Origin of the sequence: Pseudorhodoferax aquiterrae (assembly GCF_014652235.1) — a bacterium.
Lineage (GTDB): Bacteria > Pseudomonadota > Gammaproteobacteria > Burkholderiales > Burkholderiaceae_C > Pseudorhodoferax > Pseudorhodoferax aquiterrae.
In genome coordinates this window covers 188,605-211,722 of the sequence record NZ_BMYK01000004.1, presented here as the reverse complement: position 1 = coordinate 211,722, position 23,118 = coordinate 188,605, and the positions used below count along the sequence as shown (strand labels likewise).

Here is a 23,118-nt window from a genome sequence, read left to right as displayed (position 1 = left end):
TTACTTTTCACCCCCAGGTTCTCCCGATGATTGACATCACCCTCGACAATTTCCAGGCCGACCTGATCGAAGCCTCCCTGCAGCAGCCCGTGCTGCTGGACATCTGGGCCGAGTGGTGCGGCCCCTGCAAGCAGTTGGGTCCGGTGCTGGAAAAACTCGAGCGCGACTACGACGGCCGCTTCCTGCTGGCCAAGCTCGACGCCGACAAGGTGCCGCAGATCGCCCAGCAGCTGAGCCAGATGTTCGGCGTGCGCAGCATCCCGTTCTGCGTGATGTTCTCGGGCGGCCAGCCGGTGGACGGCTTCGTCGGCGCCGTGCCCGAGGCGCAGATCCGCGAGTTCCTGGACAAGCATGTGCCGGGCGAGGACGAACTGGCCAGCGCCGACGATGCCGAAGAGGCCCAGGAGCTGCTGCAGTCCGGCGACGCCGACGCGGCCCTGGCCAAGCTGCAGGAGGCACTGGCCGTGAACCCGGCCAACGACGATGCGCGCTACGACTACGTCAAGCTGCTGATCTCCGCCGGCCACCTCGAGGAAGCCGGCGCCGCGCTGCAACCGGCACTGGTGCAGATCCCGGTGCAACTGCGCTTCGAGGCCCTGGCCCAGTGGCGCGCGGCGCTCGAGGCCGTGGCGGCCGACCCGCGCCGCGACTGGAGCGTGGAGCAGTTCGACGCCAAGATCGCCGAGAACAAGCGCGACTTCGACCTGCGCCTGGCCAAGAGCCGTGTGCTGCTGGCGCGCGGCGAACTCACGGCCGCCATGGACGAGCTGCTGGAGATCGTCATGCGCGACAAGAAGTGGAGCGACGAGCTGCCGCGCAAGACCTACATCGCCATCCTGGAACTGCTGACCCCGCCCAAGCCCAAGGCCGCGGCCGATGCCGCCGGCAAGACCGCGGGCGGCATCGAACTGATGGGCAAGGCCGCGATGGTGGAAGACCCGCAGGCGGCGCTGGTCTCCAGCTACCGCCGCAAGCTCAGCATGGCGCTGAACTGAAGGCCGCGCTCAGGGCCGCGCCTGGTCGGGCCGGCTGTAGTCGCACACGCCCTCGGGGAAGATGCGCTCCAGCCGCGCCCGCTCCTCGGCGCTGGGCTGCCAGCCGCCGTAGCTGCCATCGGCGATGGCCTGCGCCACCGGCTTGAGCGCGCAGCGGTAGATGCCGCCTTCGATCGGCGCCCCGGCCACCGTGCGGGAGGTGCCGTAGAGCGGGAAGGCCTGGGTGCACGCGCCCGCCGCCTGCCCGTCCAGGATGCCGCTCCAGACCCCCGCGCCCGCATGCAGGCGCTGGCCCTGCAGGTCGAAGCAGGCGTCCACCGCGTCGTCCGGCTTGCTGCCGGCGATGCCGAGCTGCGGGTTGGACCGCAGCCGCTCCAGCCAGCGGTCCATCACGTCCAGGGCCTGCATGCTCAGGCTGGCCTTGGGCACGCCGGGGCGGGTGTCGGTGAACCACACGACCAGCTCGTCGCCGCCGCCCTGTTGCTGCACGCGGCGGCGCACGGCGAACGACTGGTGGGCGTTGTGCATGTCCAGCTCGCGTTCCATGTACTGGCGATGGTCTATGGTCGGCACGCCGATCCGGCCGCGGAAGACGTGGCCCGAGCTGTAGGCGGCGCGCATGGCGATGGGATCGCCACTGGTGCGCGGTGCCGGCGCGGCCGCGCTGCCCAGGCGCATGTTGCGCCGGCTCCAGGGGTCGAAGTAGCCCGGCTGCGTCATGGCCTTGTTGACCTCGGCCGCACCGGTGCCGAAGAACGGGAAGCCTTCCTGCACCATCTCGCTGGGTTGCTTCCAGCCGCCTACGTTCCAGTTCAAGTCCAGGAACTCGGCCGGCGTGATGTGGCCCGCGCGCAGCGCGTTCAGGCCGTACTGCACGCCCACGTTGTCCCAGGTCGGGCGCGCCGCGCCGGTGGCGTCCACGCCGTAGACGTTGCGCAGGTCGTCGTAATGGGTCCAGCGGATCGCCGCGATGTCGCTCTGCGGCACGTACAGCTGCTGGTTGGGCGCCTGGCCGTACCAAGGGTTCATGGCCAGCGGGGTCAGGCCGCGCCAGGCCGGTACGCACTCGGTGGAGCCGACGGCCGTGCTGTAGCCCAGTGCGGTCTTGAGCGGTGCCAGGGCGTCGTTGACCCGCGCGTTGGGGCCGCCGGGCGGGTTTTCCTCGGCGTTCATGCCGACCAGCCAGCTCCGGTTCTTCGTGACCCGCCACTTGGGGTTGGCGCGGTCGGTCGCGTCCATGTAGTGCTCCAGCAACTCGCAGTCGCCGACGTGGATGGTCTGCGTGACCATGTCCGGGTAGCTCTGCACCGGCAGCAGGCCGTCGAGCACGCCCGGATGGTTCTGCGCGATCAGGTATTGCTGGATGGCACCGCCCGAGCCGCCCAGGCCGACCGTGTACAGGGGCACGCCGTAGCGCTCGATGAAGCGCTCCTTGGTCATCAGCGCGGTCTCGCCCGCCAGGTTCATGTTGTAGTGGGTGCCGGTGTTGTTGCCGCTGGAGTGCACGATGGCCCAGCCCTTGCCCAGGACTTCCAGGTTCATCGAGCCGCCGTGGACCGTGCCCTGGCTGTGGCCGATCGCCACCCCGCCCTGGAACCAGTAGAGCAGCTTGCGGTTCCACAAGCTGGTGTCGTCCTGGGCCGCGCTGTCGGCCTGCGGCGCCGGCGCGAGCATGGCGATGCTGTAGAGGAAGCGATTGATGCTGCCGAGCTCGCGGCGCACGATGAAGTCCACGCGCCGGCCGTCGGCCAGCGTGGTCTGCGCCAGGTCGGTCGGCCGCTGGCCGTTGGCGGGCCAGGGCTGCAGGCTGCCGGCGGTGCTGCGGTAGAAGTACCGGACCAGGGTCGGGATCGAGCAGTCGCGGCTATAGCCCAGCAACTGGCCCTGGGCGTCGCGCACCGGATAGCCGGGCGGGGCGGCGCTGTCGACCAGCGGCTCGCGGCCGACCGCGCCCTGGTTGTTGGTGCAGACGAAGGGCTGCTGCTGCGGACCGGTGAAGATCGGGCCGGTGATCGGGTAGTTGGTCAGCGTCAACCGGTCGCGCGGCTGGCCCGCGCCGCTGCGGTGGCGCACTTCGAGCTGGTTGGCGCCGGGCACGAGCCCGCGCACCACCCCTTGCAGGCCATCCTCGGTCGGATCCAGCGCCAGATCCAGCCGCACGCCGTTGAGCCAGAGCTCCAGTTTGTCGCGCAGGCCCGGGGGCGCCTGGACGGCGATGCGCGCATCGCCGCCGCTGACCTGCTCGGGCGCGCTGGACAGCACGCGCAGGCGCACCTCGCCCGCCCCCCGGCCCTGTCCCTGGGCACGGGCCGTCACCTCGGCCGTCGTGCCGCCGTCGCCGGCGCCGCAGCCGGCCAGCAGCGCCAGGGCGGCGCCCCAAGCCGCCGCCATCATCCGCAGTTCCATCGTGGTCTCCTCCGCGCATCTTGTGAGCGGGCGCGCGCCGGTGGCCACCGGCGCTGCCGCACACCCCGGACACCGGGGCGCAGGGCGCAGACTAAGCCGGGCGGCGCGGCACGGCATCAGGGTGCACCCCGATGGTGCACGGCGCGGATCAGGCGTTCAGGCGCTGCCAGGCTTCCTGGTATTTGGCGGCCGTCTTCTCGATCACCTCGCGCGGCAGGCGCGGCGCCGGCGGCGTCTTGTCCCAGGGCTTGCCGTTGATGCGCACCGATTCCAGCCAGTCGCGCACGAACTGTTTGTCGTAGCTGGGCGGGTTGCTGCCTTCCTGCCAGCTTTCGGCCGGCCAGAAGCGCGAGGAATCGGGGGTCAGCACCTCGTCCATGAGGTGCAGCGTGCCGGCCTCGTCCAGGCCGAACTCGAACTTCGTGTCCGCGATGATGATGCCCTTGGCCTTGGCGATCTCGCAGGCGGCCTGGTAGATCGCAATGCTGGTGTCGCGGATCTTGGCGGCCAGCTCGGGCCCGACGATTTCCACGACCTTCTCGAAGGTGATGTTCTCGTCGTGGGCGCCGGCCTCGGCCTTGTAGGCCGGCGTGAAGATGGGCGCGGGCAGCTGGCTCGCGTTCTGCAGGCCCGCCGGCAGCGGCACGCCGCAGACGGCCTGGCCTTCCTGGTACTCTTTCCAGCCGCTGCCGGCCAGGTAGCCGCGCACCACGGCCTCGACCGGAATGGGCTTGAGGCGCTTGACCAGCATGGCCCGGCCGCGCACCTGCTCCACCTCCTCGGGCGCCACCACGCTCTCGGGCGCATCGCCCGTCAGGTGGTTGGGGCACAGGTGGCCCAACTGGTCGAACCAGTACAGCGCCATCTGCGTCAGCAACGCGCCCTTGCCGGGGATGGGCTCGCCCATGATCACGTCGAAGGCGCTGATGCGGTCACTGGCCACCATCAGGATGCGGTCGGTGCCGACGGCGTAGTTGTCGCGCACCTTGCCGCGGGCCAGCAGCGGCAGGGAGGTCAGCTTGGAGGTGTGCAGGGCAGAAATCATGGTACAGGCCGCGAGGGATCGGAAAGTCGGAACACAGGTCGCCGGCGATTGTCCACGACGCCGGGCGCCCAGAAAAAAGGCCGCGGATGCCGCGGCCTTGGACTGGGCGCAGTCGCCGCTCAGGCGATGGAGGCCTTGTAGATCGATTCGATGGCTGCGTCCAGCGCGCCGTTGAATTCGGCGTCGGACTGCTGGGCCGACAGGCCTTCGGTCAGCGCGCGGCTGAAGCTGGCGATCACACCGGGGTTCTTGGCCAGCATGGCGTTGGACTCGTCGCGGCTGTAGCCGCCCGACAGGGCCACCACACGCACGACCTTGGGGTGCTTGACGAGCTCGGTGTAGAAACCGTCCACCGTCGGGATGGTCAGCTTGAGCATGACCTTGGCGTCGGCCGGCAGCGCGTCCAGACGCTTGAGGAAACCAGCCTTGAGCAGGGCCTCGGCTTCCTTCTTGTCGGTGGCCTTGATGTTGACTTCGGGCTCGATGATGGGCATCAGGCCGCCCTTGAGGATCTGCAGGCCGACGGCGAACTGCTGGTCCAGCACGGCGTCGATGCCCTTGGCATTGGCGCTGTTGATGACCGAGCGCATCTTGGTGCCGAAGATGCCCTTCTTGACGGCGCGCGCCACCAGGGCGTCGAGCTCGGGCATGGGCTTCATGAGCTGCACGCCGTCGGCTTCTTCGGCCAGGCCCTTGTCGACCTTCAGGAAGGGCACGACCTGCTTCTTCTCCCACAGGTAGGTCGCGGCGTCGATGCCGTCGAACTGGCGGTCCATGGTCATTTCGAACAGGATGGCACCCAGCACGCGGCGGCCGTCGAAGGCCGGGCTGGTAACGATGCGGTTACGCATCGCGTGGACCAGGTCGAACATCTGCGCTTCGCCGCTGTAGGCGGATTCCTCGACACCGTAGAGCTTGAGCGCCTTGGGCGTGCTGCCGCCGCTCTGGTCCAGGGCGGCGATGAAACCGTTGCCGGTGGAGACTTTGTTCAGTTGTTCCTGATTCACTGGTGACACCTTCTTGGGATGGGGAAGCCGGGGCGGCGGGATGCACAAAACCGCGGAATTGTAGGGGGATGGCCCACCGGATCGGGTGAAACCCGAGCGTCGCCGCTGGTAACCAGACCGTAACCGACATTCGCGACAGACCGCGCGCCGCGCCCTTGTCGGACAGGCGCGCGATCGAAAGCCGGTGTCAGAAATGACCGCGAACCCCGATTGCTGCACCGCACACCATTGGCGGACCCGAGCGCGCCCCGCGCTCTTTCTTTTTCGCCAGGAGGATTTTTCCGATGCCGCCCATCCGTCTCCCGCTCCGTCACGCCGCCATGGCCGCGCTGCTCGCAGCACCGCTTCTGGCCAGCGCCCAGGTCACGCTCAAGCCGGACAACAAGTGGCGCTACCTGTTCACGGCGGGCGCCAACGCCGCCACCGGCAACAACGAATCGGTCAGCCTCAATCTGACCGGCGAGGCCGCACGCGTGAGCGCGATCGACAAATGGACCTTCCTGGGCCAGGCCGCCTACGCCCACAGCGACGGCGAGACGCAGACCGAGCGCTTCGCGCTCGGCACGCAGTACACCCGCGACCTCACGCCAGTGTGGTTCGGCTTCGGCTCGGCCGATGCGCTGCGCGACAAGCTGGCCAACCTGTCCTCGCGCCTGTCGGTGGCCTCGGGCGTGGGCTACCACGTGATCAAGAACGAACAAACCACCTTCGACGTGTCGGGCGGCCTGGGGTACAGCCGCGACCGCTTCATCGAGCCGACCGAAATCGACGGCAGCGTGCGCGACGGCTATGGCCGGCTCGAACTGGTGCTGGCCGAGGAATCCAACCACAAGCTCACGCAGACCACCAGCCTGCGGCAGCGCCTGGCGCTCTACCCGAACCTGCGCGACACGGGCGAATACCGCGCCAGCTTCGACACCAACGTCACCGTGGCCATGACCCAGTCCATGAACCTCACGGCTGGCCTCAGCGTGCGTTACAACAGCGACCCTGGCGTGGGCGTGAAGAAGACCGACGCCATGTTCGTGACCGGCGTGTCGTTCCGCTTCGACTGACGCGCCTTTACCGCACCACGCAGATCTTGAGCATGTTGGTGCCGCCCGGGGCGCCCATGGGCTCGCCGCAGGTGATGGTGTAGACGTCGCCCGTCTGCACGATGCCGCGCTTCTTGAGGTGGGCCTCGGCCTGCTCCAGCGCCGTGTCGCGGTCCGTGTGGGCGTCCATCAGCAGCGGGCGCACGTTGCGGTACAGCGCCAGCTTGCGCTGCGTGGCCAGGCGCGAGGTCAGCGCGTACATGGCGATGTGGGCGCGGTGCCGGCTCATCCACAGCGAGGTCGAGCCCGATTCCGTTAGCGCCACGATGGCCTTGGCGCCCACGTGATGGGCCGTGAACAGCGCGCCCATGGCGATGGACTGGTCGATGCGCGAATAGTTGCGGCCGCTGAAGTCGGCGTCCAGCTGCTTGTCCTCGGCCGATTCGGCGGCCTCGCAGATGCGGCTCATCTCCATCACGGTTTCCAGCGGGTAGCGGCCCGAGGCCGTCTCGGCCGACAGCATCACCGCGTCCGTGCCGTCCAGCACGGCGTTGGCCACGTCGCTGACCTCGGCGCGCGTGGGCACCGGGTTGGTGATCATGGACTCCATCATCTGCGTGGCCGTGATGACCACCTTGTCCATGTCGCGGGCCATGCGGATCATCTTCTTTTGCAGCGCCGGCACGGCGGCGTTGCCGACCTCCACCGCCAGGTCGCCGCGCGCGACCATGATGCCGTCGCTGGCGCGCAGGATCTCCTCGAGCTTGGGGATGGCCTCGGCACGTTCGATCTTGGCGATCATGCCGGGCTTGTGCCCGCTCTCGGCGCCGGCCACGTTGCACAGCTGGCGCGCCATCTCCATGTCGGTGGCGTTCTTGGGGAAGCTCACTGCCACGTAGTCGGCCTGGAAGCTCATGGCGGTCTTGATGTCCTCCATGTCCTTGGCCGTCAGCGCCGGCGCGGTCAGGCCGCCGCCTTCCTTGTTGATGCCCTTGTTGTTGGACAGCTCGCCGCCCAGCTTGACGGTGGTGTGCACCTGCTCGCCCTTGACGGCATCGACGACCAGCACGATCAGGCCATCGTTGAGCAGCAGCCGGTCGCCGGCCTTGACGTCGCGCGGCAGATCCTTGTAGTCCAGGCCCACGCCGTCGATGTCGCCGAGTTCGGTGCGCGCCGCGTCGAGCACGAACTTCTCGCCGGGCACCAGCAGCACCTTGCCCGCGGCGAACTTGCCGACGCGGATCTTGGGGCCTTGCAGGTCGGCCATGATGGCCACTTCGCGGCCGGCCTTGCGCGCGGCCTCGCGCACCATGGCGGCGCGCGCGATGTGGTCCTGCGCGGTACCGTGGCTGAAGTTCAGGCGCACCACGCTGACCTTGTGGACGATCATCTGCTCCAGCATCTCGGGCGTGCTGGAGGCCGGGCCCAGGGTGGCGACGATCTTGGTGGCGTGGCGGGGAAGTCGGGTCGTGCTCATGCGTGAGTCTCCTTGTCGCGGCCATTCTCACATGGCGGTGCGACAGATCAGCGCGGCTTTGACCTCCATCACAACCCTGCCGCGGCGGCTGCGCTACGGTGCGGGCCTTTCGTTCGACCGCACCGCTCCGTTCATGCAAAGCCCTCTCGATCCGGCCCGGCCGGAACTACCCGCGCCGCTGGCGCCCGACGCCCCGCTGCCGCACCGCAAGACGATCCGCGGCTGGCTGGCGCCCATCGTCCAGCGCAGCACGCTGCGCGCGCTCTGGCTGCTGGCGCTGGACCTCGCGCTGTTCGCCGCGCTCATCGCCGGCACCGTGCAGTTGCCCACCTGGTGGCTGCAGCTGGCCAGTGCGCTGGCGGCCGGCTTCGTCATCGGCCGGCTGTTCATCATCGGCCACGACGCCTGCCACCAGAGCCTCACGCCGCACCGCCGGCTCAACCGCTGGCTGGGCCGCATCGCCTTCCTGCCCTCGCTGACGGCCTACAGCCTGTGGGACATGGGCCACAACGTGGTGCACCACGGTTTCACCAACCTCAAGGGCGTGGACTTCGTGTGGGCTCCGGCCACGCAGGCCGAGTACCGCGCCATGCCGCCGCTGCGCCGGCTGTGCGAGCGCATCTACCGCAGCGGCTGGGGGCCGGGTCTGTACTACATGGTGGAGATCTGGTGGAAGAAGATGATGTTCCCGCGCCGCAGCGGCATGGGCAACAGCTACCGGCCGGTCTTCACGCGCGACTGCCTGCTCGTGACGGGCTTCGCGGCGCTGTGGATCGCCGCGCTGGTCGCCGGCGCCGTGGCCACCGACCAGGCCGTCTGGCGCGTGCTGCTGCTGGGCTTCGTCGTGCCCATGGTGTTCTGGTTCCACATGATGGGCTTCGTGATCTATGGCCACCACACCCACGTGAAGGTCAAGTGGCACGACGACAAGGCGGCCTGGCAGCGCGCCCAGCCCTTCGTCTCGACCACCGTGCACCTGACCTTCCCGCTGCGGATCGGCGCACTGATCCACCACATCATGGAGCACACGGCGCACCACGTGGACATGAGCATCCCCTTGTACAAGCTCAAGGAGGCCCAGGCCGTGCTCGAGCAACTGCTGCCCGAGCGCATCATCGTCCAGCGTTTCTCGTGGAAGTGGTACTTCGCCACCGCGCGGGCCTGCAAGCTGTACGACTTCTCGCGCCAGTGCTGGACCGACTTCCAGGGCCGCCCTGCCGCCATCGCGGCTTGACCCCAGGCAGCGCAGGGGGAACGCGCGGGCCGTGCGAGGATCACAGGGCCAGCCACTGAAAGGAACCGCATGCCCGCCCCCGACCACCGCGACCTGCACCCGCCCCGCGCATCGGGTTCGTCCTGGATGCTGGGGCTGCTGGCGCTCGCGCTGGCGGCCGGTGGCGCCTGGTGGTTCTGGGGCCGGCCTGCCGAGCCGGCGCCGCCCGCACCGGCGCCTGTGGTGTCGGCTCCCGCGGAGCCCGCGGCCAGCACCCCGCCGCCGCAGGCCGCGGCCTCCGGGCCGCAACATCCCATCGAGGTGCCGCAGCCCCAGGGCCAGCCCTTGCCCGCCCTGGCCGAGGCCGACGGCGCGGTCACCGATGCCCTGGTCGAGTTGCTGGGCCGCGGCCCTGTGCAGGCCCTGCTGCTGACGGACGGCTTCGTGCGCCGGGTGGTCGCCACCGTGGACAACCTGCCGCGCGCCAGCGCGCCGGCCCGGCTGTGGCCGGTCCAGCCCACACCGCAGCGCTTCCTGGTGCAGGGAGAGGGAGAACAGGCCGTCGTCGCGCCGACCAATGCCGGCCGCTATGGCGCGCTGCTGTCCTTCGCCGAGGCCATTCCGCTGGAGCGTGCGGTGCAGCTCTACGGCCGGCTCTACCCGCTGTTCCAGCAGGCCTACGAGGAGCTGGGCTACCCGGGCCGCTACTTCAACGACCGGCTCGTCGCCGTGCTGGACCACCTGTTGCAAGCCCCGGAACCGCAGGGCCCGCTGGCCGTGCGCCTGCTCGAGGTGCGCGGCGAGGTGGCCGACCCGCGCCCCTGGGTGCGCTGGGAGTTCGCCGATCCGCAGCTGCAATCGCTGTCGGCCGGCCAGAAGATGCTGGTGCGCATGGGCCCGGCCAATGCCAAGCGGGCCAAGACCCTGCTGACCAAGCTGCGCCGGCTGGTGGCCGCGGGTGCAGCCACCGCGCCGGTGCTCTCGGCGCCGGCCCCATCGACCGCCTCGGCGGCCTCGGCGCCGCGCTGATCAGCCGGCGGCGCGCCTGGACAGGATCTCGAAGGCCGGCAGGGTCTTGCCCTCCAGCACTTCGAGGAAGGCGCCGCCGCCCGTGGAGATGTAGCCCACATCTTTCTCGATGCCGTACTTGGCGATCGCCGCCAGCGTGTCGCCACCGCCGGCGATGCTGAACGCGCTGCTCTCGGCCACGGCACGCGCGATCGCCTCCGTGCCCTTGGCGAACGCGTCAAACTCGAACACGCCGACCGGGCCGTTCCAGACGATGGTGCCGGCCGCCTTGAGCTGGGCCGCCAGGCGGGCCGCGGTCTTGGGGCCGATGTCCAGGATCAGGTCGTCCGCCGCCACGTCGGCCGCGGCCTTGACGGTGGCCGGCGCGTCGGCCGCGAAGGCCTTGGCCGTGACCACGTCCTCGGGGATCGGCACCTCGGCGCCGCGCGCCTTCATGGCCTCGATCACGGCCTTGGCCTCGCCGACCAGGTCGGGCTCGGCCAGGCTCTTGCCGATCGGCAGGCCGGCCGCCAGCAGGAAGGTGTTGGCGATGCCGCCACCGACGACGAGGCCGTCCACGTTCTTGGCCAGTGACTGCAGGATGGTCAGCTTGGTGCTGACCTTGGAGCCGGCCACGATGGCGATCAGCGGGCGCTTGGGGCTGGCCAGCGCCTTGGTGATGGCGTCGATCTCGGCCGCCAGCAGCGGGCCGGCGCTGGCGGTCTTGGCGAACTGGGCGATGCCGTAGGTCGTGGCCTCGGCGCGGTGGGCCGTGCCGAAGGCATCGTTCACGTAGATGTCGCACAGCGCGGCGAGCTTCTTCGCCAGCGCCTCGTCGTTCTTCTTCTCGCCCTTGTTGACGCGGCAGTTCTCCAGCAGCACGACCTGGCCGGGCTGCACCTGCACGCCGTCGACCCAGTTCGCGACCAGCGGCACCTCGCGGCCCAGCAATTCACCCAGGCGCTTGGCCACCGGGGCCAGCGAGTCCTCGGGCTTGAACGCGCCTTCGGTCGGGCGGCCCAGGTGCGAGGTCACCATCACGGCCGCGCCGGCGTCCAGCGCCATGCGGATGCAGGGCACGGAAGCACGCACGCGCGTGTCCTCGGTGATGTTGCCGGCGTCGTCCTGCGGCACGTTGAGGTCGGCGCGGATGAAGACGCGCTGGCCGGCGGCCTTGCCTTGGGCACACAGGTCGGAGAAGCGGAGAACGTTCATGGTGTAGTGGTAGGGATGGTGGACAACAGCCGACCATTGTAGAAACCAGCCCTACCAGCCCAGCCCCAGGTGCAATGGCAGGTACACCGCCATGCCCACCAGCATGGTGCCCAGCACGCCGCCGCCGCGCCAGAAGTACCAGGCCGCGCCGACCACGGCCGCGTACAGGCGTGCGTCCTGCCAGGTGCTGACGAAGTGGCCATTCGTCATCACCACCTCGGGCAGCACCACGGCGGCCAGCGCCGCCACCGGCGCGTAGTGCAGCGCGCGGTGCGCCCAGTCGGGCAGCCCCCAGGGGCGGTCCAGGATGAAGAAGAAGCAGCGTGTGAGCACGGTGATGCCGGCCAGGCCGACGATGACGGCCAGGGTCCACAGGTCGGTCGTGCCGCTCACTTGGCGTCTTCCTCGTCCGGGTTCAGGCCCAGCTGCTTTTCGAGCCAGAAGCAGACCAGCACGGCCGTGCCGATGCCTGCGACGATGTTGAGCTTGAGCGGCAGCGCGTAGGCCGCCACGGCCGTGGCCGCGGCGATCAGCGCGGCCAGGATGCGCAGCCGCGTGGTGGCCATCGAGCACACGATGGCCAGCAGGCTCAGCACGCCGGCAAAACCCAGGCCCCAGTGCGAGGGGATGAAGTTGGCCAGCGCGATGCCGATGAGGCTCATGCCCATCCAGGCGATCCAGGTCACGCAGTAGCCGCCGGTCAGGAAGGCCTCCTGCGCCTGCAACTCGGCCGGCGTGGTGCCGGGCGCGGGGTAGCGGCGCGTGAACATCGCATAGCTCATGTCGGCCGTCAGGTAGCCGTGCAGCAGGCGGCGCCAGCGCGGCATGTGCAGCAGGTACGGGCGCAGGTGCAGGCTGAACACCACGAAGCGCAGGTTCACGCAGAAGCCGGTGGCCAGGATGACCCAGAACGGCGCGCCGGCGACCAGCAGCGGCAGCGCCGCCAGCTGCGAGCTGCCGGCGTAGACCAGCAGCGTCATGGCCACGGCCTCGACCACCGACAGGCCGGACTTGAGCATGGCCACGCCCGTCATGAGTCCCCAGGCACCGATGCCCATGGCCACGGGCAGCATCTCGCGCCAGGCCTCGTCGAACGCCGGCCGGCGCCGGATCTCGGCCGACCAGAACATCAGCCCAGCACCTGGCCGCGCTGGACGGCAAAGCCCGCCAGCACGGCCGCGGCCGGCAGCCGCTTGCCGCCGGCACGCTGCAACTCGGTCAGCAGCAGCACGCCCTCGCCCGTGGCCACGGCCAGGCCGGCGGCGTCGGCCGCCAGCACGGTGCCGGGCGGCTGCTCGGTCGGTTCGGGCAGCACGCGGCCGGCCCAGCACTTGAGCGTCTCGCCGCCGAGCTCCGTGGTCGCGCCGGGGAACGGGTCGAAGGCGCGCAGGCGGCGCGCGATGGCCGCGGCCGGCAGGCGCCAGTCGATCGGTGCCTCGGACTTCTCGATCTTGTGGGCGTAGGTGATGCCGTCGGCCGGTTGCGGCCGGGGCTGCAGGCGGCCGGCCTCGGCCTGGCGCAAAGCCTCGACGACCAGGCGCCCGCCCAGCGCGGCCAGGCGGTCGTGCAGCTGGGCCGTGCTGTCCTCGCCGATGGCGAGCGACTCGTCGATGAGCATGTCGCCGGTGTCCAGGCCGGCATCCATCTGCATGATGGTCACGCCGCTCTCGGCGTCGCCGGCCTCGATGGCCCGGTGGATGGGCGCCGCGCCGCGCCAGCGCGGCAGCAGGCTGGCGTGGATGTTCAGGCAGCCCAGGCGCGGCAGGTCCAGCACCCATTGGGGCAGGATCAGGCCGTAGGCGGCGACGACCATGGCGTCCGGCCGCGCAGCCAGCAAGGCCTCGCGCGCGGCGGCGGCGTCATCGGGGTACTTGCCGTCCAGGCGCAGGCTGCGCAGCTGGGCCACGGGCCAGCCGTGCTCCAGCGCGAACTGCTTGACCGGCGAGGCCTGCAGCTTCATGCCGCGGCCAGCGGGCCGGTCGGGCTGGGTCAGGACGAGGGGAATCTCGAAACCGTGGGCGTGCAGGGCCGCCAGGGCCACCCGGGCGAACTCGGGTGTGCCCGCAAAAACGATGCGCATGGATCAGTTGATGGTGTGCCGCATGTTGCGCCAGTCCACGCCCTCGTGGGCACGGCGCACCACGCCGGCGGAGTCCAGGTAAACCCAGTAGTACAGGTCGATCATGCCTTCGCGCCAGCGGTAGGTCAGGATGGGGCCGTTCCAGCTGGCCACGCGCTCGTTGTCGGGCGCGGGGCCGAACTCGCGCTCGACATCGGCGCGGCTCCACGAGCCATCGGTGGCGATGCGCGCGAACGCGCTGCGCGTCATGACCTGGCGCACGCTGCGCACCTGGCCCGCGGCGTCGAGGTCGACCATGAAGACCCGCTGGCCCGACGGCTGCTGGGAGTACTGCAGGCGCTGGCCGTCGCGCAAGGCCACGCTGCGCGTGGGCTGGCCCCAGGACGAGAGCACCTGTTCACGCGTCATGCCGGGCTGCACGCTGGCGCAGGCCGCCAGCAGCAAAGGCAGCATGGCGGCAAGCAGGCGCAGCATGGGCTCAGGCCGCGTCGCGCGCCAGGTCGCGCTGGGCCTTGAGCATCTTGGTCTTGATGCGGTTGCGCTTGAGCGGCGACAGGTACTCGACGAAGACCTTGCCCAGCAGGTGGTCCATCTCGTGCTGGATGCAGACGGCCAGCAGGCCCTCGGCCTCGATGCTGCGGGACTGGCCCTCGCCATCCAGGGCCTGCACGCGGATGCGGCTGGCGCGCTCGACGCCGTCGTAGATGCCGGGGACCGACAGGCAACCCTCTTCGCCGATCTCGCGTTCCGGACTGGCCCAGGTGATCTCGGGGTTGATCAGCACCAGCGGCTGGTCGCGCTCTTCGGACACGTCGATCACGATCACGCGCTCGTGCACGTCGACCTGGGTGGCGGCCAGGCCGATGCCCTTGGCGTCGTACATGGTTTCCAGCATGTCGGCCAGCAAGGCCTTGATGCGGTCGTCCACGGCCGCCACCGGCTTGGCCACCTTGTGCAGCCTGGCGTCAGGGAATTGAAGAATCGGGAGCAGGGCCATGGAAACGCTGAGGTCGGAGTTGTGGCTATTTTCGCCACTTTTGGCGGGGCGCCTGGACGGCCGGGGCAATAATCGTTGTCCGATCAGGGGCTCACGCGCACAATTGATTGGGATCTTTCGCGCGATTTCCGAACGGCGCGGCCACCATCACGCTTCGCTCAAAGGATGTTTCCGGTGCAACGCATGACCAACCACAGCCTGGGAATCGCCGCGCTGGCCGCCGCGACCGCCCTGCTGGCCGCGCCCGCCCATGCCCAGAATCTGCCGGTCACCCCTGCACAGCGCGGCACCGCCACCCAGGTGGCACAGCGCGGCGTGGCGCTGTCGGAGCTGGCGCCCAACGCGCCGGACAGCTACACGGTCAAGAGCGGCGACACGCTGTGGGGCATCTCCGGCCTGTTCCTGGCGCGGCCCTGGCGCTGGCCCGAGTTGTGGGGCATGAACCTGCAGGAGATCCGCAACCCGCACCTGATCTACCCGGGCCAGCAGCTGTTCCTGCACAGGAGCGGCGACCGCGCCACGCTGAGCCTGCGCGCGCCCGGTGCCGACGGCCTGGCCACGGTGCGGGTGTCGCCGCGCGTGCGCTCGACCTCGCTGGCCGACAGCGCACTGCCCACGCTGTCGCCCAGCGCCATCGAGCCCTTCCTGACCGAATCGCTGGTGGTCGAGGAAAACACACTGCAGAACGCGCCGCGCATCGTGGCCACGCGCGAGCAGCGCGTCATGCTGGCCAAGGGCGACCGCGCCTACGCCCGCGGCTCGGTGGAGTTCCCGCTGGCGCCCGTGCCGGGCACCCAGCCGGCCTTCCGCGTCGTGCGCAACGCCGTGCCGCTCAAGGACCCGGTGTCCGGCGAAGTGCTGGGCTACGAGGCCTATTACCTCGGCAAGGCCCTGCTGCTGCAGGGCGAGGGCACGCGCGAGATCACCGACCAGGACGGCAAGACCACCGTGGAGGTGGTGCCCGCGTCCATGGACATCCTGGTGTCCAAGGAAGACATCCGCGTGGGCGACCGCCTGCTGCCCGAACCGCCGCCCGCACTGACGCGCTACGTACCGCATGCCCCCTCCGGCCCCATCGATGGCCGCGTGGTGTCGATCTACGGCAGCAGCGGCATCTCCAACACCAACGCGGCACAGAGCCAGGTGGTGGCCATCAACAAGGGCACGCGCGACGGCCTGGAGCGCGGCCACGTGCTCACGCTGCTCAGCGACGGCGGGCGCCTGCCGGACAGCACCGATCCGGCCAAGGCCATGCTCAAGCTGCCCGACGAGACCAACGGCATGCTGATGGTGTTCCGCACCTTCGAGCGCGTGTCCTACGGCCTGATCCTGGACATCCAGAGCGGCGTCAAGGTCGGCGACCGGCTGGTCTCGCCACGCTGAGGGCCTTCTTCCCGGAGCACGGGCGATGGAGCGCAGCGAGCTCGGCCACTGGCTCCGGCTGCTGGGCACGCCGGAGATCGGCAACGACAGCGCGCGCCGGTTGTTGACGGCGTTCGGCACGCCACAGGCGGTGTTCGAGCAGGACGCCGCCGTGCTCGCCCAGGTGGTCAACACGCGCCAGCTTCGGCACCTGGCTGCGCCACCGCCCGGCCACGCCGAACTGCTGGAGAAGACCTGGCAGTGGCTGCAGCAACGGCCCGAGCAGCGCCGCGTGCTGGTGCCCGGCCAGAACGACTACCCCGCCACGCTGCTGCACATGGCCGATCCGCCGTTGCTGCTGTATGCCGCCGGCAACTTCGTGCGCTGGCCACAGTTCGTGGCGCCTGGCGGCCGCGGCCTGGCCATCGTCGGCAGCCGCAAGCCCACGCCCCAGGGCATGGCCCATGCGCGGCAGTTCGCGCGCGGCGCGGCCGCCGCCGGCTGGACCGTCGTCTCCGGCCTGGCGCTGGGCGTGGACGGTGCGGCGCACGAGGGCGCGCTCGAAGGCATGGCCGACGAGGCGCCCGGCCTCGCCACCGTGGCGGTCGTCGGCACCGGTCTGGACAGCGTCTATCCCAAGGCCCATCTCGCGCTGGCCCGCGCCATCGCGGCGCGCGGCATGCTGCTGTCCGAGTACCCGCTCGGCACGCCGCCGCTGGCGGCCAACTTTCCGCGCCGCAACCGCCTGATCGCCGGACTCAGCCGCGGCACGCTGGTGGTGGAGGCCGCGCTGCGCTCGGGCTCGCTGATCACGGCACGGCTGGCCGTGGAACAGGGCAAGGAGGTGTTCGCGATCCCGGGTTCCATCCATGCGCCGCAGGCCGGCGGTTGCCACCAGCTGATCCAGCAGGGCGCCAAGCTGGTCACCCGGATCGAGGACGTGCTCGAGGAATTCGGTCCGGCGGCCGCAGCGCCCGCCGCCCCCACACCGGCCGAGGCCCCACCCGACGACGACGTGCTGGCCCACATCGGCTTCGACCCCATGGGCCTGGATGCACTGGCGGCCCGCACCGGCCTGCCGACCGCGCGCCTGCAGGCCCGCCTGCTCGAGCTGGAGCTGGAGGGCCGCATCGTGCGCCTGCCCGGCGCGCTGTTCCAGCGCTTCGTGGCCGCCTGACAGATCTGCCAGGCGGCTGCGCTATATTGGGCCCATGTTCGAAGTGCTCGCTTACGTCTACGAAAACTACTGGCGCGGCGATGCCTGCCCCGAACCGCAGCAGCTGGGGCGCAAGCTCAGCGCCGTGGGTTTCGAGGCCGAGGAGATCAGCCAGGCGCTGGACTGGCTCAGCGGCCTGCGCGTGGGCACCGTGCACGAGGCGCTGCCGCCCAGCACGGCCATGCGCGTCTACACCCCCGCCGAATGCGAACACCTGGGCGCTGAGTGCCTGGGGTTCATGCAACTGCTCGAAGGTGCCGGTGTGCTGCCGGCCGCGCAGCGCGAACTCGTGGTGGACCGCGCGATGGCCGCCCCTGGCGCGCCGGTGGCGCTGCCCGAGTTCAAGATGATCGTGCTGATGGTGTACTGGAGCAGCGGCACCGAGCCCGATGCGCTGGTGCTCGACGAACTCTCGCAGGACACCTCGGCGCGCCTGGCGCACTGAGCCGGCCGCTCAAACCGCCAGCAGCCGCCCCGGGTTGGCGTCCAGCTTCTCGAGCGCCTGGCGCGTGGCGCGCAGCGTGAGCGCTTCTTCCTCCTGCGGGATCAGCAGGCCGGCCTGCAGGTAGGCCGCCAGGCGCTTGGCCTGGATCAAGGTGCTGCGGCCGTCCATGGCCGCGAACAGGAACAGCTGCTTGCGCTCGCTGCGCCAGGCCAGCTGCACCTGGCTGATCTTCTGGTTGTGGTCCAGCGTGAACCAGTGGCCCAGCTGCAGCTCGTGCGCCCAGGCCAGCATGGCCTCGCTGGGCTTGGCGCCGGCGTCGGGAATCACGTCGATGGACGAGGCATCGATGCCCAGCATGAGCTCGATGCTGTCGGCGTCCAGTGGCAGGTCGCCCATGCTCTCGTCGCTGACGAAGTCCTCCAGGTTGGCCAGGCGCTGGGCCATCATGTCGATGCGCGCCTGCGGAATGGCCTCGGTCTTGGACATGAAAGCGTCGGCCAGCGTGTCGCTGATGCGCTTGATGTGGCCTTCCTGCACGGGCGAACTCAAGCCGAGCAGCGTCATGCCCTGGCGCAGGCGCTGCAGCAGCGCCGGCAGGCTCTGGATCACGCGCGCGCGGTCGGCCCGGTTGGGCTTGGCGCTCGCGGCCCAGACCAGGTCGGCGGCCGAGCGCTTGAAGGCCACGGTCTCCTCGTCCTGCGGGCCCTTGCGCACGGCCGCCATGGCCAGCACTTCGGCCCAGACCTTGAACAGGAACTCGCGCACCTCGTCGCGCACCGGCATGTCCTTGAGCATGTCGCGCAGCTCGATCGTGTACTGGATCGCGAGCGTCTCCTTCTGCTCGACCTGCTGCGCGACGCTGACCACCTTGGAGGCCGCGCCCTTCTCGGTCAGGTACTTGGACAGGAACTTCTGGAATTCGTCGTAGACCAGCTGGAACACACGCCGGCCCGTCTCCGGGTACTGCTCGATGACCTGCACCACGCGCCGGATCTCGGCCTCCAGCGCGCTGCCGCTGATGGCGTGGGCATCGAAGCCCAGCGCGCACGAGCCCATGCGGTCGATCAGCTGGCGCGCCGGATGGTTCAGCGTGCCGAAGAACTCGGGCTCGGCCAGCGCCACGCGCAGCACCGGCAGCTGCAGCCGCGCGAACCACACGCGCACGGCTGCCGGAATGCGCTCCTCGGCCAGGATGCTCTGGAACATCAACGCCACGATCTCGATCGTGGCCCTCTCGCCGTCGGTGGAGGCCTTCTTCTTGAGTTCGTTGGAGCGCTCGCGCAGCACGCCAGCCACGCGGACCACGCTGGCCTGGGTGTAGGCCACACCGTCGGACGACTCGGTGTCGCCGATCAGCATGTCCGGGTCGACCAGGCTCTGGCTGTGTTGCAGCGCGTTGGCCAGCGTCGGCGTGATCTCCTGCTTGGCCGTGGCCTCGAAGATGCCGGCGGTCTGCTCGCTCAGCACGCGGCGCAGCTGGCCCAGCACGCCCTGGGCGCGGCGGCGCGCACGCGCCAGCGGCGACATCGCGGCCACCATCTGGCCGTCGGCCAGGTGGCGGTTGCGTTGGCCGTCGTCCCGCGCCAGCGGCTGCGCGGTGTCGGGGCCGCGGCGCACCGCATCGGGAAATGCGTGCTCCAGCGCGTCCCGCCCGGTCGGCGCCTCGCGCTGCAACTGGGCCGCGGGCTGCCCTGGCGACGATCCGGACATCTGCGTCAGGCGCACGCGGTACTTGGTCTCGCCATCGGTCTGCACGCCCGCGGACACCAGCAGGGCTTCACAGGACTTGCAGGCATCCAGCAGATGCGCGGCCAGCTCGCGCTGCAAGGCCTCGACCACGAGCAGCAGGCTGGCGCGCGGCAGCCGGGAGGCCAGCCATTGCTCGATCAGCAGCCGCATCAGCGTCTCGGGCCGCAGCACGTCGTCCGGCGCCAGCTCATCGCTTTTCTCGAGCTGCTGCACGCGCACGCGCAGCTCGGACAGCGGCCCGCCCACGCGTTCCTGCAGCGCCAGCGCGAGCCGCGAGGCCAGGATCTTGTTCTCGACCACATCGTCGCCGACCAGCGAGAGCTCGAGCACCGGCGGCACCGGCTTGGAGGGCACGGCCGCCGGATCGGCCCGCGCGGCACGCTGCCAGGCCGCGGCCACGGCCTCTTCCCAGGCGCGGCCATGGCTCTGGAACAGGGTCCAGGCGTCGCGCCGCTCCTGCATCTCGCGCACCGAACTGACCTGCTCCAGCGCCTGCGTCAGGCGCTCCTTGACCGCGACACCGACCTCGCCCAGCCGCCGGCTGAGTTCGGCCACGAAATGCTGGCGCGTGCGCCGGGCGAGCGGATGGTCGGGGTTGGCGGTGGTGGCCATGGACGTTCGTTGGCTGTCCTCAGACGACGGCACCCGCGTTGGGGTCGTTCGGATCTTCGTCCTTCTTGGTGACTTTCACCAGGTCCTCGCGCTTGACGCCCAGCCACATGGCGATCGCCGCCGCGACGAAGCACGACGAGTAGATGCCGAAGCAGATGCCGATCGTGAGGGCCAGCGCGAAGTAGTGCAGCGTGGGGCCGCCGAAGAAGAACATGGACAGCACCACGAGCTGCGTCGAGCCGTGGGTGATGATGGTCCGGCTGATGGTGCTGGTGATGGCCGAGTCGATCACCTCCTGCGTGGAGAGCTTGCGGTAGCGCCGGAAGTTCTCGCGCACGCGGTCGAAGATCACGACCGACTCGTTGACCGAGTAGCCCAGCACCGCCAGCACGGCCGCCAGCACCGCCAGCGAGAACTCCCACTGGAAGAAGGCGAAGAAGCCCAGGATGATGACCACGTCATGCAGGTTGGCGAACACGGTGGCCACGGCGAACTTCCACTCGAAGCGGAACGCCAGGTAGACCATGATGCCGACCACCACCATGGCCAGCGCCTTCAGGCCGTTGGTGGTGAGCTCCTCGCCGACCTGCGGACCGACGAACTCCACGCCGCGCAGGCTCACGCCGGGGTCGCCGGCCTTGAGCGCCTGCATCACCTGGTCGCTCTGCTGCGTGGCGTTCATGTCCTTGCGCGCGGGCAGGCGGATCTGCACGTCGCGCGAGGAACCGTAGGCCTGTACCAGCACTTCGGAATAGCCCAGCGCGCCGAGGCTCTCGCGCACCTTGCCGATGTCGGCGGACTGCTCGTAGGCCACCTCCATCACGGTGCCGCCCGTGAACTCCACCGACAGGTGCAGCCCGCGGTGGAACAGGAAGAACACCGCCAGCGCGAAGGTGACGAAGGACACGATGTTCAGCACCAGGGCATGGCGCATGAACGGGATGGTCTTGTGGATGCGGAAAAATTCCATGGCTAGCGCTCCCGCTTACTTGGCTTGCACGGCCAATGCATCCTTCTCGGGACGCCAGACGGTGCCGATGGACACGCTCTTGAGCTTCTTCTGCCGGCCATACCAGAGGTTGACCAGTGCGCGCGAGAAGAACACGGCCGAGAACATCGAGGTCACGATGCCCAGGCAGTGCACCACGGCGAAGCCGCGAATCGGGCCGGAGCCGAAGGCCAGCAGCGCGACGCCGGCGATCAGCGTGGTCACGTTGGAGTCCAGGATGGTGCCCCAGGCGCGGTCGTAGCCGGCATGGATGGCGGCCTGCGGCGAGGCACCGTTGCGCAGTTCCTCGCGTACGCGCTCGTTGATCAGCACGTTGGAGTCGATCGCCACGCCGATGGCCAGCGCCATGGCCGCGATGCCGGGCAAGGTGAGCGTGGCCTGCAGCATGGACAGCACGGCCACCAGCAGCAGCAGGTTGAAGGCCAGCGCGATCGACGAGAACACGCCGAACAGCGCGTAGTAGGCGCACATGAAGACCATGATGGCCAGGAAGCCGTACAGCACGCTGTTGAAGCCCTTGCTGATGTTGTCGGCGCCCAGGCTCGGGCCGATGGTGCGTTCCTGGATGATCTCCATGGGCGCGGCCAGCGAGCCGGCGCGCAGCAGCAGCGCCGTGTCGTTGGCCTCGGTGGTGGTCATGCTGCCGGAGATCTGCACACGGCCGCCGGCGATCTCGCTGCGGATCACGGGTGCCGTGACGACTTCGCCGCGGCCCTTCTCGAACAGGATGATGGCCATGCGCTTGTTGATGTTCTCGCGCGTGACGTCCTTGAAGATGCGGGCGCCCTTGGCGTCCAGCGTCAGGTTGACGGTAGGCTGGTGGGTCTGGCTGTCGAAGCCGGGCTGGGCGTCGGTCAGGTTCTCGCCGGTCAGCACCACCTGACGCTTGACGATGACGTTCTGGCCGGCGCGGTCCGGGTAGCGTTCGGAGCCGAAGGGCACGGGGCCGGTGCCGGTCTCGGCGCTGCGCGCCTCGGTGCTCTCGTCGACCAGGCGCACCTCCAGCGTGGCCGTGCGGCCGAGGATGTCCTTGGCCTTGGCCGTGTCCTGCACGCCGGGCAGCTGGACCACGATGCGCTCCAGGCCCTGCTGCTGGATCACGGGCTCGGCCACGCCGAGTTCGTTGATCCGGTTGTGCAGCGTGGTGATGTTCTGCTTGAGCGCGGCGTCCTGCAGGCGGCGCGCAGCCTCGGGCTTGATGCTGGCCACCATCTTCCAGGTGTTGCCATCCTGGCTGTCGGTGGTGGACAGATCGGGGAACTGGTCCTGCACCACGCGGCGGGCGGCTTCCAGCGCCTGGGCGTCGCGGAAGGTGATTTCCACGTTCTGGCCGCTGCGGTTGACCGAGGCACCCCGGATGTTCTTGTCGCGCAGCGCCGTGCGCAGGTCGCCGGCGAAGGATTCGGCGCGCTTGTCGATGGCGCCCTTCATGTCGACCTGCAGCAGGAAGTCCACGCCGCCGCGCAGGTCCAGGCCCAGGTACATGGGATGGGCGTTTAGCGCGGCCAGCCAGGCCGGCGAGCGCGACACCAGGTTCAGCGCGACGACGTAGGACGGGTCGGCCGCATCGGGCACCAGCGCGCGCTGCAGCGCGTCGCGCGCCTTGAGCTGCTCGTCCGGCGTCGCGAAGCGCGCGCGCACGGAGCTGCCGTCCAGCGACACCAGGTCGGGCGTGGTGCCCGCTTCCTTGAGGATCTGCTCGACGCGCTCACGCGTGCTCGCATCCACCTTCACGCTGGCCTTGCCGGCAGAGACCTGCACGGCCGGCGCTTCGCCGAAGAAATTGGGCAGGGCGTAGATCAGCCCCAGAAGCAGCACGACCACGATGGTCACGTACTTCCATACCGGATAACGGTTCATGATCGGCCGCGCCCCGCAAGGCGCCTTTCAACGGGAAACGACGTCTTTACTTGATGGTGCCCTTGGGCAGCACCTGCACCACGGCGTGGCGCTGCAACTGCACCTCGACACCGTTGGCGATCTCCATGCTCAGCGAACCCTCGCCCAGCTTGGTGACGCGACCGATCAGACCACCGGCGGTGGCGATCTCGTCGCCCTTGGCCAGCGCGTCGATCATCGCGCGGTGTTCCTTCTGCTTCTTCATCTGCGGGCGGATCATGATGAAGTACAGCACCACGAACATCAGCAGCAGCGGCAGCATGCTGCCCAGCGACGACATCAGGTCGCCACCACCGGAAGCTGCAGCAGGCGCGGTTTGGGCAAAGGCGGAAGAAATCAGCACGAAGCG

At 69.6% G+C, this 23,118-nt stretch carries 21 protein-coding genes; 7 read left to right on the top strand and 14 right to left on the bottom strand.

Features of this window, described 5'->3' with window-relative positions; all coding sequences use genetic code 11:
• The first annotated feature begins 26 nt into the window (after positions 1-26).
• Positions 27-995: a tetratricopeptide repeat protein gene (locus tag IE209_RS08920; protein ID WP_189686606.1), complete on the top strand. Its 969-nt coding sequence runs from the start codon at positions 27-29 to the stop codon at positions 993-995.
• Positions 996-1,004: 9 nt separating this feature from the next.
• On the opposite strand, the gene IE209_RS08915 is transcribed toward IE209_RS08920, so the two are convergent.
• The 3 genes from IE209_RS08915 to IE209_RS08905 form a co-directional block, all read right to left on the bottom strand.
• Positions 1,005-3,401: a DUF6351 family protein gene (locus tag IE209_RS08915; protein ID WP_229882761.1), complete on the bottom strand. Its 2,397-nt coding sequence runs from the start codon at positions 3,399-3,401 to the stop codon at positions 1,005-1,007.
• 148 nt (positions 3,402-3,549) lie between these two features.
• On the bottom strand, positions 3,550-4,446 hold the full coding sequence (locus IE209_RS08910; protein WP_189686605.1) for a phosphoribosylaminoimidazolesuccinocarboxamide synthase: 897 nt from the start codon (positions 4,444-4,446) through the stop codon (positions 3,550-3,552).
• A 119-nt stretch (positions 4,447-4,565) separates the two neighbouring features.
• Positions 4,566-5,453, bottom strand: a complete 888-nt coding sequence (locus tag IE209_RS08905; RefSeq protein WP_189686604.1) for a fructose bisphosphate aldolase — start codon at positions 5,451-5,453, stop codon at positions 4,566-4,568.
• A 284-nt stretch (positions 5,454-5,737) separates the two neighbouring features.
• Here IE209_RS08905 and IE209_RS08900 point away from each other — a divergent pair, with 284 nt between their 5' ends.
• Positions 5,738-6,508 carry a DUF481 domain-containing protein gene (locus tag IE209_RS08900; RefSeq protein ID WP_189686603.1) on the top strand — a complete coding sequence of 257 codons (771 nt, stop codon included), beginning with the start codon at positions 5,738-5,740 and terminating at the stop codon, positions 6,506-6,508.
• Positions 6,509-6,515: 7 nt separating this feature from the next.
• Here IE209_RS08900 and pyk read toward each other — a convergent pair whose 3' ends face one another.
• Positions 6,516-7,964 (bottom strand): pyruvate kinase, encoded by a 1,449-nt coding sequence (pyk, locus tag IE209_RS08895; RefSeq protein WP_189686602.1) that lies wholly within the window; start codon positions 7,962-7,964, stop codon positions 6,516-6,518.
• A 133-nt stretch (positions 7,965-8,097) separates the two neighbouring features.
• Between pyk and IE209_RS08890 the strand changes: the two genes are divergently transcribed.
• Together IE209_RS08890 and IE209_RS08885 are read left to right on the top strand one after the other, a co-directional pair.
• Positions 8,098-9,198: a fatty acid desaturase gene (locus IE209_RS08890; protein WP_189686601.1), complete on the top strand. Its 1,101-nt coding sequence runs from the start codon at positions 8,098-8,100 to the stop codon at positions 9,196-9,198.
• A gap of 69 nt (positions 9,199-9,267) precedes the next feature.
• Positions 9,268-10,206, top strand: coding sequence for a DUF3014 domain-containing protein (locus IE209_RS08885; RefSeq protein WP_189686600.1), 939 nt, complete (start codon positions 9,268-9,270; stop codon positions 10,204-10,206).
• Here IE209_RS08885 and IE209_RS08880 read toward each other — a convergent pair whose 3' ends face one another.
• Genes IE209_RS08880 through def form a run of 6 tightly spaced genes read right to left on the bottom strand, consistent with a single transcriptional unit; the run spans position 10,207 to position 14,477 of the window.
• The gene (locus IE209_RS08880) at positions 10,207-11,400 is read right to left on the bottom strand and encodes a phosphoglycerate kinase (RefSeq protein ID WP_189686599.1); all 1,194 of its coding nucleotides are present in this window, start codon (positions 11,398-11,400) and stop codon (positions 10,207-10,209) included. It abuts the gene before it with no gap.
• Positions 11,401-11,451: 51 nt separating this feature from the next.
• A complete protein-coding gene (locus tag IE209_RS08875; RefSeq protein ID WP_189686598.1) occupies positions 11,452-11,793 on the bottom strand; it encodes an AzlD domain-containing protein in 342 nt (113 codons plus the stop codon).
• Positions 11,790-12,530, bottom strand: coding sequence for an AzlC family ABC transporter permease (locus tag IE209_RS08870; RefSeq protein ID WP_189686597.1), 741 nt, complete (start codon positions 12,528-12,530; stop codon positions 11,790-11,792). Before IE209_RS08870 ends, IE209_RS08875 begins: the two co-directional genes overlap by 4 nt.
• Complete coding sequence (gene fmt, locus IE209_RS08865; protein ID WP_189686596.1) at positions 12,530-13,480, bottom strand: methionyl-tRNA formyltransferase; 951 nt, start codon at positions 13,478-13,480, stop codon at positions 12,530-12,532. The genes IE209_RS08870 and fmt overlap by 1 nt, the downstream gene beginning before the upstream one ends.
• 3 nt (positions 13,481-13,483) lie before the next feature.
• Entirely contained in the window at positions 13,484-13,954 is a 471-nt protein-coding gene (bamE, locus tag IE209_RS08860; RefSeq protein ID WP_189686595.1) for an outer membrane protein assembly factor BamE domain-containing protein, read from the bottom strand.
• 4 nt (positions 13,955-13,958) lie between these two features.
• Positions 13,959-14,477, bottom strand: a complete 519-nt coding sequence (gene def / locus IE209_RS08855) for a peptide deformylase (protein WP_189686594.1) — start codon at positions 14,475-14,477, stop codon at positions 13,959-13,961.
• A gap of 183 nt (positions 14,478-14,660) precedes the next feature.
• Here def and IE209_RS08850 point away from each other — a divergent pair, with 183 nt between their 5' ends.
• From IE209_RS08850 to IE209_RS08840, 3 genes are read left to right on the top strand one after another with little or no spacing between them, the layout of a single operon-like run.
• Entirely contained in the window at positions 14,661-15,860 is a 1,200-nt protein-coding gene (locus IE209_RS08850) for a LysM peptidoglycan-binding domain-containing protein (RefSeq protein WP_189686593.1), read from the top strand.
• Positions 15,861-15,885: 25 nt separating this feature from the next.
• Positions 15,886-17,016 (top strand): DNA-processing protein DprA, encoded by a 1,131-nt coding sequence (dprA, locus tag IE209_RS08845; RefSeq protein WP_189686592.1) that lies wholly within the window; start codon positions 15,886-15,888, stop codon positions 17,014-17,016.
• Positions 17,017-17,050: 34 nt separating this feature from the next.
• Positions 17,051-17,500, top strand: a complete 450-nt coding sequence (locus IE209_RS08840) for a Smg family protein (protein ID WP_189686591.1) — start codon at positions 17,051-17,053, stop codon at positions 17,498-17,500.
• A 9-nt stretch (positions 17,501-17,509) separates the two neighbouring features.
• On the opposite strand, the gene IE209_RS08835 is transcribed toward IE209_RS08840, so the two are convergent.
• From IE209_RS08835 to yajC, 4 genes are read right to left on the bottom strand one after another with little or no spacing between them, the layout of a single operon-like run.
• Positions 17,510-19,861: a DUF1631 family protein gene (locus IE209_RS08835; protein ID WP_189686590.1), complete on the bottom strand. Its 2,352-nt coding sequence runs from the start codon at positions 19,859-19,861 to the stop codon at positions 17,510-17,512.
• Positions 19,862-19,880: 19 nt separating this feature from the next.
• Complete coding sequence (gene secF / locus IE209_RS08830) at positions 19,881-20,831, bottom strand: protein translocase subunit SecF (protein WP_189686589.1); 951 nt, start codon at positions 20,829-20,831, stop codon at positions 19,881-19,883.
• Positions 20,832-20,846: 15 nt separating this feature from the next.
• Positions 20,847-22,730: a protein translocase subunit SecD gene (gene secD, locus IE209_RS08825; protein WP_189686588.1), complete on the bottom strand. Its 1,884-nt coding sequence runs from the start codon at positions 22,728-22,730 to the stop codon at positions 20,847-20,849.
• A 46-nt stretch (positions 22,731-22,776) separates the two neighbouring features.
• Positions 22,777-23,112 carry a preprotein translocase subunit YajC gene (gene yajC, locus IE209_RS08820; protein WP_145548832.1) on the bottom strand — a complete coding sequence of 112 codons (336 nt, stop codon included), beginning with the start codon at positions 23,110-23,112 and terminating at the stop codon, positions 22,777-22,779.
• Positions 23,113-23,118 lie beyond the last annotated feature (6 nt).